Origin of the sequence: Salibacterium salarium (assembly GCF_030813635.1) — a bacterium.
GTDB classification, from domain to species: Bacteria; Bacillota; Bacilli; order Bacillales; family Marinococcaceae; genus Salibacterium; species Salibacterium salarium.
Genome location: NZ_JAUSUM010000004.1, coordinates 426,183 through 436,807, shown reverse-complemented (window position 1 = coordinate 436,807; position 10,625 = coordinate 426,183). Strand labels below are relative to the sequence as shown.

At 37.7% G+C, this 10,625-nt stretch carries 13 protein-coding genes and 1 rRNA gene; 6 read left to right on the top strand and 8 right to left on the bottom strand.

All coding sequences use genetic code 11. The features are described 5' to 3' along the window. Positions 1 to 62 (bottom strand): 16S ribosomal RNA (locus J2S78_RS16320); the annotation flags it as partial. A gap of 527 nt (positions 63 to 589) precedes the next feature. Here J2S78_RS16320 and J2S78_RS16315 point away from each other — a divergent pair. Further along, on the top strand, positions 590 to 949 hold the full coding sequence (locus J2S78_RS16315) for a YgzB family protein (RefSeq protein ID WP_306900262.1): 360 nt from the start codon (positions 590 to 592) through the stop codon (positions 947 to 949). A gap of 35 nt (positions 950 to 984) precedes the next feature. On the opposite strand, the gene perR is transcribed toward J2S78_RS16315, so the two are convergent. From perR to bcp, 3 genes are all read right to left on the bottom strand, one after another. Further along, a complete protein-coding gene (gene perR / locus J2S78_RS16310; protein ID WP_125556782.1) occupies positions 985 to 1,419 on the bottom strand; it encodes a peroxide-responsive transcriptional repressor PerR in 435 nt (144 codons plus the stop codon). Positions 1,420 to 1,525: 106 nt separating this feature from the next. Beyond that, on the bottom strand, positions 1,526 to 1,828 hold the full coding sequence (locus J2S78_RS16305; protein ID WP_306900261.1) for a cyclic-di-AMP receptor: 303 nt from the start codon (positions 1,826 to 1,828) through the stop codon (positions 1,526 to 1,528). Positions 1,829 to 1,921: 93 nt separating this feature from the next. Next, entirely contained in the window at positions 1,922 to 2,392 is a 471-nt protein-coding gene (bcp, locus tag J2S78_RS16300; RefSeq protein WP_306900260.1) for a thioredoxin-dependent thiol peroxidase, read from the bottom strand. 122 nt (positions 2,393 to 2,514) lie between these two features. Here bcp and J2S78_RS16295 point away from each other — a divergent pair, with 122 nt between their 5' ends. From J2S78_RS16295 to J2S78_RS16285, 3 genes are all read left to right on the top strand, one after another. Next, positions 2,515 to 3,813, top strand: a complete 1,299-nt coding sequence (locus J2S78_RS16295) for a glutamate-1-semialdehyde 2,1-aminomutase (RefSeq protein WP_306900257.1) — start codon at positions 2,515 to 2,517, stop codon at positions 3,811 to 3,813. A 66-nt stretch (positions 3,814 to 3,879) separates the two neighbouring features. Beyond that, complete coding sequence (locus J2S78_RS16290) at positions 3,880 to 5,124, top strand: GTPase family protein (RefSeq protein ID WP_306900255.1); 1,245 nt, start codon at positions 3,880 to 3,882, stop codon at positions 5,122 to 5,124. A gap of 52 nt (positions 5,125 to 5,176) precedes the next feature. Continuing rightward, complete coding sequence (locus J2S78_RS16285) at positions 5,177 to 6,262, top strand: FUSC family protein (protein ID WP_306900253.1); 1,086 nt, start codon at positions 5,177 to 5,179, stop codon at positions 6,260 to 6,262. 128 nt (positions 6,263 to 6,390) lie between these two features. Here J2S78_RS16285 and J2S78_RS16280 read toward each other — a convergent pair whose 3' ends face one another. Together J2S78_RS16280 and ntdP are read right to left on the bottom strand one after the other, a co-directional pair. Next, the gene (locus tag J2S78_RS16280) at positions 6,391 to 8,133 is read right to left on the bottom strand and encodes an ABC transporter ATP-binding protein (protein ID WP_306900252.1); all 1,743 of its coding nucleotides are present in this window, start codon (positions 8,131 to 8,133) and stop codon (positions 6,391 to 6,393) included. Positions 8,134 to 8,199: 66 nt separating this feature from the next. Next, a complete protein-coding gene (ntdP, locus tag J2S78_RS16275) occupies positions 8,200 to 8,727 on the bottom strand; it encodes a nucleoside tri-diphosphate phosphatase (protein ID WP_306900250.1) in 528 nt (175 codons plus the stop codon). 191 nt (positions 8,728 to 8,918) lie between these two features. Between ntdP and J2S78_RS16270 the strand changes: the two genes are divergently transcribed. Beyond that, positions 8,919 to 9,086 carry a hypothetical protein gene (locus tag J2S78_RS16270; RefSeq protein ID WP_185819682.1) on the top strand — a complete coding sequence of 56 codons (168 nt, stop codon included), beginning with the start codon at positions 8,919 to 8,921 and terminating at the stop codon, positions 9,084 to 9,086. An 87-nt stretch (positions 9,087 to 9,173) separates the two neighbouring features. Here the strand turns inward: J2S78_RS16270 and J2S78_RS16265 are convergent, their stop codons facing one another. Together J2S78_RS16265 and fabL are read right to left on the bottom strand one after the other, a co-directional pair. Continuing rightward, entirely contained in the window at positions 9,174 to 9,368 is a 195-nt protein-coding gene (locus J2S78_RS16265) for a gamma-type small acid-soluble spore protein (protein ID WP_306900248.1), read from the bottom strand. Positions 9,369 to 9,437: 69 nt separating this feature from the next. Next, the gene (gene fabL, locus J2S78_RS16260) at positions 9,438 to 10,187 is read right to left on the bottom strand and encodes an enoyl-[acyl-carrier-protein] reductase FabL (RefSeq protein WP_306900246.1); all 750 of its coding nucleotides are present in this window, start codon (positions 10,185 to 10,187) and stop codon (positions 9,438 to 9,440) included. Positions 10,188 to 10,272: 85 nt separating this feature from the next. Here fabL and yfhS point away from each other — a divergent pair, with 85 nt between their 5' ends. Then, a complete protein-coding gene (gene yfhS, locus J2S78_RS16255) occupies positions 10,273 to 10,497 on the top strand; it encodes a mother cell protein YfhS (protein WP_306900244.1) in 225 nt (74 codons plus the stop codon). Positions 10,498 to 10,625: the final 128 nt, after the last annotated feature.

The following is a 10,625-nucleotide window of genomic DNA, read 5'->3' as shown; positions in this document are numbered from 1 at the left end:
ACTTGCATGTATTAGGCACGCCGCCAGCGTTCGTCCTGAGCCAGGATCAAACTCTCCAATAAAAAGATGTTTGATTCTAACTGATTGATTCAATCGATGTTGAATCGATATTTGTTGCTTGAATTGACAGACGCTTGACTTTCATTCAATTTTCAAAGAACAACTTTTATTTCTTGTTTCTTCGCCTCAATTGGCGACTTTTATAATTTATCATTTTCTCTTCACCGCTGTCAACACATTTTTTAAATGAATGTGATTAACTTTTCAACTCTTTCGGTGAATGTGCTGTCTGAACAGCGACAGTAATCACTATATCACCTTGCTTTTTACGAGTCAATAAAAACGATAATATTTTTTTATTTTCATTTAAAAAATTCAAAACCTCACAACACACCCCCATTTAACCACCTAACACAGCTATTTTCGTTCGCATATATATTAACTTATTAGAGATAGAGTACAATTGTACCTATTATTTTCACCACCCTATAGTTATTTTTTCGAAATTTATTTATCATTATAATTTCCTTATCAGAACGTATGTAGAAAACTTATTTTATGCTATACTTTGTCTTTAGGAGGGTATTTAATGGCAACAAAAGGTATGAATAAAATCAATAGAATCAGAACGTTTGCCCTGTCTTTAGTATTTATAGGGATTTTTATTATGTACATCGGTTTATTTTTCGACTCTTCTCCCATTATTATGACTATAACCATGATTTTAGGCTTTATTTTTGTCATAGCGAGCAGCGGAGTCTATTTTTGGATTGGAATGATTTCTACTAGTACAGTGAAAGTCGAATGTCCTAACTGTGGTAAAATCACAAAAGTGTTAGGTAAGGTGGACGTTTGTATGTACTGCGATGAACCGTTAACTATGGACCCCGAGCTCGAAGGAAAGGAATTCGATCCTAAATATAATCGTAAATCCCATAATAATACGTAAAAAAAGAGCTCTTTGTTTGAGCTCTTTTTTTACTGTTAGTGCGACATATTTTTACATTCTTGGCACGAACCGTATATTTCCATACGGTGATCGTGAACTTTAAATCCTGTCACATGCTCCGCTAATGTCTCTACTTCATCCAATCCTGGATAATGAAAGTCAACAATTTTTCCGCAGTCTGAGCAAATAACATGGTAATGATCTGTAGTAACACAATCAAAACGACTTGATGAGTCCCCGTAAGTTAGTTCTCTAACAATACCTACATTTTTAAATACACGAAGATTATTATATACTGTGGCAACGCTCATGTTTGGGAATTTGCTTTCGAGTGCCTTATAAATGTCATCTGCCGTCGGATGGCTCATCGAATCATACAAATATTCCAAAATGGCATGACGTTGCGGAGTCATGCGAACCTTCGTATTTTTAAGAGCATTAACTGCTTCTTGAAGTTGTTCATTCGCCATCGTCATGCACCTCACTTTCTCCAAATACCAATTCTTACATTATAATTCTTATAAACAATTCTATATGATGGCAACAAATAATGTCAATGAAAGGGCCCTTTTTAGCCTAAGACGGTGAACCTTGTGTAAAAAAAGCAGCATCCTCCGCTGATAAAACAAACGATGTAAAACGACGGGGAGCATCAGCTCTTTTTCCCTTTTTTTCTTCAAAAGATATGCAGGTATTTTTTAAATCTTCTTTTAAAGTCGCCAGTTCTTCAGTCTGGACACCAAATAAAAAAGTCGTACTTCCTCTTTTCAAGAATCCACCACTGCTTGAAAGCTCAGTCATACGGTAACCTTTTTTATTCATCTCTTTCTCAATTTCAGGTGTGTAGAAATTATTAACAATGCAAATCATTAATTTCATTAATAAAACCCTCCGGCCGTTCTGTTACCCTTTCATTATACCACGTTATAATTGTTTTGTATTTGACAAATCAGTATATATTGAAGAACAACATTACAGGTTTTCTTTTATATATGCGAGAGTTTCCTCTACATGATTCTTCACCTTTACATTTTTCCATTCCTCTACTATTGTGCCGTTTTTATTAATGACGAAAGTCGAACGTACAATACCCATACTTTCTTTCCCGAAGTTTTTCTTCAATTGCCAGACTCCATATGCTTCCGCCGCTTCTTTATTTTCATCGGCCAGTAATAAAAAAGGTAGTCCGTGTTTATCAATGAATTTTTGATGTTTTTCAATCGGATCAGGGCTTATCCCTATAATTTCCGTGTTGTATTGTTTAAATTCATCGGTATAGTCTCGGAAATCACACGCTTCTGTTGTGCACCCCGGGGTCATATCTTTTGGATAAAAATAAACAATAACATTGTTACCTTCATAATCCGAAAGACTTATGTTTTCTCCATTACTAGCTGGTAATGTAAAGTCTGGCGCGGGCTGTCCTTTCATTTCTTCTTCCATCTTTATTATCTTCCTTTCTTTTTCTCGTTTCGTTTTAAACATAACGGAACAAATTTCTACGTTGTCTAATCTTCATGGTACAATATGTATTGAAATTTTTCACTTTTTAGGAGGTATAACTAATGAATACGAAACAATCAGAACTATTATATAGCGAAGCTTGTGAACATATTGTCGGCGGGGTGAACAGCCCTTCCCGATCGTTTAAAGGTGTTGGTGGAGGTACTCCTGTTTTTATGGAAAAAGGAAAAGGAGCGTATTTTTACGATGTGGATGGAAATCATTACATTGATTTTTTAGGAGCTTACGGTCCTATCATTACCGGCCATGCCCACCCTCATATTACACATGCGATTACAAAAGCTGCTGAAAATGGAACACTATACGGAACCCCAACTATTCTTGAAAACCAGTTTGCCAAAATGCTTAAAAACGCCATTCCTTCTCTAGAAAAAGTACGTTTTGTCAATTCCGGTACAGAGGCAGTAATGACCACAATTCGAGTGGCAAGAGCCTACACCGGGCGCAACAAAATTGTTAAATTTGCTGGATGCTACCATGGCCATTCTGATCTTGTTCTCGTTACAGCGGGATCTGGTCCTGCAACGTTGGGTTCACCGGATTCTGCTGGAGTAACAGCTAATATAGCTGAAGAAGTAATTACAGTTCCATTTAATGATTCTAATGCGTTAGCAGAAGTTTTGAAAAAATGGGGGAATGAAATCGCTGCTGTTTTAGTCGAACCCATCGTTGGTAACTTTGGTATAGTCGACCCTGCCCCGGGATTTTTAGAAAAAGTAAATGAACTCACCCACGATGCAGGAGCTTTAGTCATTTACGACGAAGTCATAACTGCTTTTCGTTTCACCTATGGAGGAGCACAAAACCTGCTAGGAGTTACTCCAGATATGACGGCAATGGGGAAAATTATCGGTGGCGGTCTTCCAATAGGTGCATACGGAGGAAGGGTTGACATTATGGAAAACGTTGCTCCATTGGGACCTGCCTATCAAGCCGGAACGATGTCCGGCAATCCAGCTTCTATCAGCGCCGGCATCGCCTGCTTAGAAGTCTTACAACAAGAAGGAACTTATGAAAAATTAGAAGATTTGGGAGCACAGTTAGAACAAGGGCTCAACAAATTAATGACGAATTATAATATCCCCGGTACGATCAACCGGCGCTGCGGAGCTTTGACCTTATTTTTCACTACTCAAAAAGTGACAAACTATGAAGACGCTGACATGAGTGATGACAGGCTATTTCAACAATTTTTCCATAAGATGCTTGATAGAGGAATAAATTTAGCCCCCTCTAAATACGAAGCATGGTTTCTTACAATTGCGCACACTCACCAAGATATTAATGAAACTCTAACTGCTGCAGAACAAACATTTAAAGAAATGAGTGAAAGTCTATAGTAGATGATTATTTCTCCTACCATGCGGGAATGAGTAAAGTAAACACGAGGAAATGGGGGACGCAATATGAACCATGAAAAGGCATGGTTTCAAGAACCGATTCGTCTTATGCGCCATAAATTACTTCCTAAACTACCAGGACCGGTAAAAAAACAAATCGAAGGTGAAATCAGTAGGCTTGAAGATATATTTCTTGATTATCGCTCCCCTCGCTTTGTCGTTGTTGGAAGACGTGGTTCTGGAAAATCAACTTTTATTAACGCTGTCTTTCAATCGCCAGTTACGGAAATAGGGTCTGTCAAAGCGCAAACCGGCCGCGGGAGATGGCATTCTTTTCATAAAGCGGATAATGAAACAACTGCTATGGACATGTTGGACACAAGAGGGCTTGGAGAAGGAACAACTCCTGAAGAAAAGACAAATGAAACAGATTCTCTTTCTGAAGTGAAGCATTCTTTGAAAACAAAATGTCCTGATGTGTTTTTGTTTTTCGTTAAAGCAAAAGAAGTAGATGCGCGTATCAAAGAGGATATTGAACAATTGCAAGAACTAAGAACATATGTAGAAAAAATCCATAATTATATTCCTCCCGTTGTCGGAATCGTAACCCAAGTAGATGAGTTAGATCCTGTCTATGACACAGAACCGCCGTTTGAAAAAGAAAAACGACAAAATATTGACCATGCTTCTTCCCATTTGGAAGGGAAACTGAAAGATGAAATAGAGGGAGTTATTCAAGTTCTTCCTGTTTGTGCTTATATGGCATTTAAAGAAGAGAAAATTATATACGACCGACGTTGGAATATGGAAGAAATTCTTTATTATTTACTTAATCATCTGCCTGGCAGTACATGGCTGCAATGGGCTAAGATTACTCAGGCCCAATCGATTCAAAAAAGCATAGCGACAACCATCGGAAAAAGTGCATCCGCTATAAATGGAGGGCTGGGAGCTCAACCTATCCCCATTGCAGACATGCCTATTATTACAGGTGTGCAAATCTCGATGATCACAAGTATCGCTTACATTTCCGGCAGAGACTTAAACCGAAAGAGCATCATGGAGTTTATTGGTGCGTTAGGCGTCAACGTTGGTGCCGCATATGCTTTCAGGCAAGCTGCCCGCTCACTCAGCAAAGTCGCTTTTCCAGGTGCTGGACATGTTATTTCAGGCACGATAGCGTCTATTGCCACTTGGTCGTTGTGTAAAGCAGCGATTGCCTACTTTATAGACAAACAGTCTGCAGAGCAGGCAAAATTAATATTTGAGAACACAAAAAAGAACGAGGAGACACCATTAGATTCCCGTTAAATGATTACTACCCCTTCTTAGTGTGCAGGGACAGAAAGGATACTCTATTTTCATGAAACTCGGGGCTAGAATTTTTAAAACCGGACTTGCGATTGTGCTCGCTATATATGCCGCTCGCTGGATTGGTCTTCATCCTGCTTTCTTTGCGGCTATTTCTGCTACCTTTGCCATACAACCTTCTATCTATAAAACATTTCAAACTATTATAGATCAAATACAGGCTAATGTAATAGGTGCCATTATAGCTATTGTTCTTGCTGTGACATTCGGACACGAACCGGTCATTATTGGTGTAGGTGTCATGCTGGCAATTGGCATCATCTTAAAATTAAAGTTAGATACCTCTTCGATTTCCTTAGCGCTCGTGACAATCATTATTATCATGGGGAATCCTGCTGACCAATTTCTTCTTTTTGCAGGAGAACGATTTTCTTTGGTTATGTTGGGGGTAATATCAGCTTTCATCATAAACTTTGTCTTTCTACCGCCTAAACATGAAACCAAAATTTATCACAAAACATCGAACCTAACAGAAGAGATAATACGTTGGATCCGTCTAATCACAAGATATGAAACCAATCAACGTTCCTTAAAAAAAGATATTCCAAGAATCAACGAATCCATCGTTACTTTGGATAATTTATATTTACTTTATAAAGAAGAAAGGAACTATTTCTTAAAAAGTAAACTGGGAAAAGCACGTAAACTGGTCGTGTTCAAACAAATGATTATTGCTTTAAAGAAAGTTTTCACTATTCTCAAGTCCTTTGACAAATATGAAAATGAACTAAACCGTATGCCCGAGCATATGCAAAAGAGTATTAGAGAGCAATTGGATCATCTTACTGATTATCACGACAGAATTTTACTTCGGTATAGAGGGAAAGTAAACACTCCGTTAACCGAAGAAATGGGCGAAGAAATAGATAAAGGGAAGGTTTCTTTAACGGATTTATTTATGAACTTATATAATTATGGAGATATAACAAGAGAAGAGTGGTTACATGTTCTCCCCGTCTTATCACATATTATGGAATATAATGAGCAACTTGAACATTTGGATCGTTTAGTCGAAAGCTTTTTTAGTTTTCATCAAGAAGACAATACCATTCAGGTGGATGATGAAGAGTATATGTAAAACGAGGGAGGTCCCCGAAAAGATTCAGTCGAGGTACTCTCTTGTTGACGATCAGCAATGCGGCACATTTCAAGATTCCCTACTTACAAAAAGGAGCTATCCCCGGTTTACGGGACAGCTCTTTTTTATTACACGTACTGAACATTATATAGCTTACTGTAAGAACCGTTTTTTCTCATTAATTCTGCATGTGTTCCTGATTCGGAAATCTCACCATCTTCCACCACAGCAATACGATCAGCGTGTGTGATCGTTGAGAGACGGTGCGCCACGATGAATGTTGTTCTGTCTTTCGCCAACTCTTCCATCGCTTCTTGAATAAGATGTTCACTCTCAAGGTCTAATGCCGAAGTCGCTTCATCAAAAATCAGCATAGGAGGATTCTTTAAAAATACTCTTGCGATTGCTATTCGTTGTTTTTGGCCGCCGGAGAGTTTGACCCCTCGTTCTCCAACCGGCGTATCATAACCAAGAGATAATTCATTAATAAAACCGTCTGCATTTGCTGCTTTAGCAGCATTTATCACTTCTTCATCAGAAGCATAAGGGTTACCCATTTTAATGTTCATCTTCACAGACTCACTAAATAATATATTATCTTGTAACACCATTCCGATACTATCGCGCAGACTTCGAACTTCATAGTCCCGTATATCTTTACCGTCCAGTTTAATACTGCCTGAGGTGACATCGTAAAAGCGTGGAATCAAGCCAACTAATGTACTTTTTCCTCCACCACTCATACCAACAAGAGCAATCGTTTCACCAGCTTTTACTGAAAAGTTTAGATGGCGAAGGACTTCATCACTATCCTCTTCATACTGAAACTTAACGTTTTCAAAGCTAATTTCACCCCTTGCACGTTTAAGCGGAATTGCATTCTGTGTATCCTCAATATCATATTCTTCATCCACAAACTCAAATACGCGATCCATCGATGCAATGGATTGAGTTAGCGTTGTAGATGAATTAATCAACCTTCTTAGCGGGGCATATAACCTTTCCATATAGGATACAAAGGCTACCATTTCCCCCACCTCAAGACCTGATCGCAACACAAAATACCCCGCTGCTAAAATAACAATCAGAGGAGCAATATCTGTGATCGTATTCACAACTGCGAAGGTTTTTGCATTCCACTTTGTGTGATCTACCGCTCTATCAAGAAAATTACTATTGCGTTTATCGAATTGTTCTTGTTCATAATCTTCTAGTGCAAAACTTCTTATGACATTCATCCCTTGTACTCGTTCATGCAAATGTCCCTGTACATCAGCCAATGCCTCAGATCGGCGTACGGTTAAATCCCTTAACTTCGTGTAAAAGTACTTAATAGATATAATATATAAAGGAAATAATGCCAAAGCTACTAATGTCAGCCATCCATTCATTGTCAACATGATAATAACTGCAATAAGAATGGTAGCCATATCCAACCATATATTCATAAGCCCAGTTATTACAAAGTTTTTTGTCTGCTCTACGTCGTTAATTACCCGGGAAATAATTTCGCCAGCTTTTCTATTCGAATAAAAACGAAGACTTAACTTTTGAATGTGAGCAAACAATTGATCGCGGATATCATATAAAACTTTACTTCCAGTCCACTGTGCAAAATATTGTCTATAATACTCTACCGGAGGTCTTACAATTAAAAATATACCAATCGCCCCGCCTAATATCCAAAATAATGATGATACTTTCTCTCCTGTTGACACACCGTCTGCAAGAATTATTTCATCAATAACATGTGCCAATATAAGCGGGGTCAACAGGGGTATACCAAACTTTAACACACCTATAATAACTGTAATAAAAATAACTTTATTATACGGCTTTACAAATTGTAAATACCTTCTAATGCTGCCCATAATTCACCTCATCCAAAACACAAATACGCCTTTCAACAACAATTGAAACAGCGTATCTTCTATAATTTAACGAAAAAACAAAAACCTTTCATACCATTTTTCTACAAACTGTGGCGAAAATGGACCTTTTCTTTGATAAATCCAACTTTGAAGTTCTTCAAGCGCCTCTAAAACTTTAGTTTGAATTTCCGGAGGATAGCCCATCTTCACTTTATGATCTTCATACTCATCCTCGTCCAAAATATGATATGTCATGTCAGGAAAGACCTTTATATCCAAATCATAATCAATATATTTCAACGCTTCTTCATCCCATACAAAGGGCGTCCCTATATTACAATAAAAATGAATTCCATCATAACGAACCATACCAATCATATTGAACCATTTATCTTTATGAAAATAACAAATAGCAGGCTCTCTTGTTCTCCATGTCCGTCCATTTGATTCCTGCACAAAAATACGGTCATTAGCCCCGATTATCTCTTTAGATGTTCCTTGTAATATAAGGGTTTCTTCCCAGACACGATGAAGAGTTCCATTATGTTTATAGCTTTGAATTTCAATTTTTCTACCTGTTTCCGGGAATTCCATGCCTAACTCCTTCCTCATTCTTTCCTAATCATCACTTATCATCTCTGCGAATATATTATACATCTTCGTCTGTATGAAGAAAACTACAGAAGCTCACTATGCCAAGCAGATAAATTATTATATAGAAGTTTATTCAACTATTTGAGAGGGAAAATTTTATTATAACAGAAAGTCATAAGGAGGTTATAAACATGCCAAGAAAAACACCAGATCAAGAGTATGAAGAACGTCATATAGAAAAAAAAGAAGATAAAACACATGTTGCATCGACATTTATCAAATATTTAGCTTATGTTATCATCTTTTTTGGATTTTTATGGTTTTTAGTTCAATATGTTTTTCCTATGATTCCTCAATAGTGTTTATATTTTATTGAATGAATAATGACGCAAAAGAGCTCTCTGGAAGTACCCTTCCAAAGAGCTCTTTTTACGATTATTAATTTCTTACTGCTGCTGTTGGTTTTGGTTTTGAGTTTTTTTCTGCTCGGACTGTTGATTTTGTTTTCTTACTTCTTGTGCGTCAGTCTCACTTGCAAATTCAGTTTGCTGACTTTGGTTTTGAGAAGCTGCTGCGTTTTGCTTTCTCACTTTTTTTGCATTAGTTTGTGAAGCATTTGGTTGTTGTTGATTGTTGTTCATTCTAAATCACCTCCACATGGCTTAATCTACCCAGTATGTAAGAGATTATCCATGTAAAAGCGAAAAATTTTATGTGAGTAGTGACATGCCTCCGTCAATGATAATAGTTTGACCGCGAATCATCGATGCCTCATCAGAAACCAAAAACAACACACCATTAGCCAGATCTTCCACTTCTACCATTCTCCCGGCCGGTGTCCGTTCTTCTGCTTCTCGCAACAGCTCATCCCGATTCGGAAAATGGGTGAGAGCTTCTGTATCTACCGCTCCACCTGATACAGCATTCACGACAATACCTTTTTCAGAAAGCTCCACCGCTAAATATCTTGTTAATGCTTCTACCGCAGCTTTTGATACTCCTACAGCAGTATAATTTTTTAAATATCTCTGCGCACCTAATGAACTTAAACTGACAATTTTTCCGCCATTATTTTTTTCCATTAGTAAAGCGGCTTGTTGCGCACAAAATAATAATGCTTTGCTGTTTATATTCATCGTCCAGTCCCAATGACTTTCTTCTAGCTCCATAGCCGGACGCAGCACACCTGAGGCAGCGTTATTAATAAGCACATCCAACCTGCCGAAAGTTTCATCAATTTCAGCAAATAATTGTTTTACTTTGTCTTGTTTTGCAACGTTTGCCTTCACTACAAGCGTCTTTACACCATGTTTTTCAATTTCTTCAGCCGTTTCAAGAGCTGCACTTTTACTGCGGGCATAATTAATAACAATATGATATCCTTTATTAGCTAATTTCAATGCAATTTCTTTTCCAATTCCACGACTACTTCCTGTGACTAGCGCTACTTTATTATCCATTTGTTCCTCCTTTATGTTTGCCGATATTATTATAACGTATAACAAACGATGCTCCCAGAAAAACTAAACAAAAAAGGTGATTGTTATGTATGATGGACGTGACTTTTCTGAATTAAGTATGACTTCTAAAGAGCAGTGGTCTGAGGAAGAACTGGTCCATTTTCACGAATGTTTTCAACAAATTCTTCCTTATTTAAATCAGGAAGGTGTAGTCATTTATCGAGAAATTTTAGAAGAAATCAAATCGCGCCCTTCTTTTCACCCGAATGAAACAAATTGGACTCTACATTCCGACTTTCAAACAGAATAATGATTTAAGAAAGGAGTTGTATCAAAAGGTACATCTCCTTTCTATAACAAAAAGAATTCAACCATGGGCAGAAGCTGAGGCGCTGCCCGCGGAAAGCGTCCGCCTGCAGCGCATGCCCTAAATGTTAG

Excerpts from the sequence above, each read along its gene's own strand:
- J2S78_RS16315 (WP_306900262.1), top strand. The coding sequence starts at position 590 with ATGGCAACAAAAGGTATGAATAAAATCAATAGAATCAGAACGTTTGCC.
- perR (WP_125556782.1), bottom strand. The coding sequence starts at position 1,419 with ATGGCGAATGAACAACTTCAAGAAGCAGTTAATGCTCTTAAAAATACG.
- J2S78_RS16305 (WP_306900261.1), bottom strand. The coding sequence starts at position 1,828 with ATGAAATTAATGATTTGCATTGTTAATAATTTCTACACACCTGAAATT.
- bcp (WP_306900260.1), bottom strand. The coding sequence starts at position 2,392 with ATGGAAGAAGAAATGAAAGGACAGCCCGCGCCAGACTTTACATTACCA.
- J2S78_RS16295 (WP_306900257.1), top strand. The coding sequence starts at position 2,515 with ATGAATACGAAACAATCAGAACTATTATATAGCGAAGCTTGTGAACAT.
- J2S78_RS16290 (WP_306900255.1), top strand. The coding sequence starts at position 3,880 with ATGAACCATGAAAAGGCATGGTTTCAAGAACCGATTCGTCTTATGCGC.
- J2S78_RS16285 (WP_306900253.1), top strand. The coding sequence starts at position 5,177 with ATGAAACTCGGGGCTAGAATTTTTAAAACCGGACTTGCGATTGTGCTC.
- J2S78_RS16280 (WP_306900252.1), bottom strand. The coding sequence starts at position 8,133 with ATGGGCAGCATTAGAAGGTATTTACAATTTGTAAAGCCGTATAATAAA.
- ntdP (WP_306900250.1), bottom strand. The coding sequence starts at position 8,727 with ATGGAATTCCCGGAAACAGGTAGAAAAATTGAAATTCAAAGCTATAAA.
- J2S78_RS16270 (WP_185819682.1), top strand. The coding sequence starts at position 8,919 with ATGCCAAGAAAAACACCAGATCAAGAGTATGAAGAACGTCATATAGAA.
- J2S78_RS16265 (WP_306900248.1), bottom strand. The coding sequence starts at position 9,368 with ATGAACAACAATCAACAACAACCAAATGCTTCACAAACTAATGCAAAA.
- fabL (WP_306900246.1), bottom strand. The coding sequence starts at position 10,187 with ATGGATAATAAAGTAGCGCTAGTCACAGGAAGTAGTCGTGGAATTGGA.
- yfhS (WP_306900244.1), top strand. The coding sequence starts at position 10,273 with ATGTATGATGGACGTGACTTTTCTGAATTAAGTATGACTTCTAAAGAG.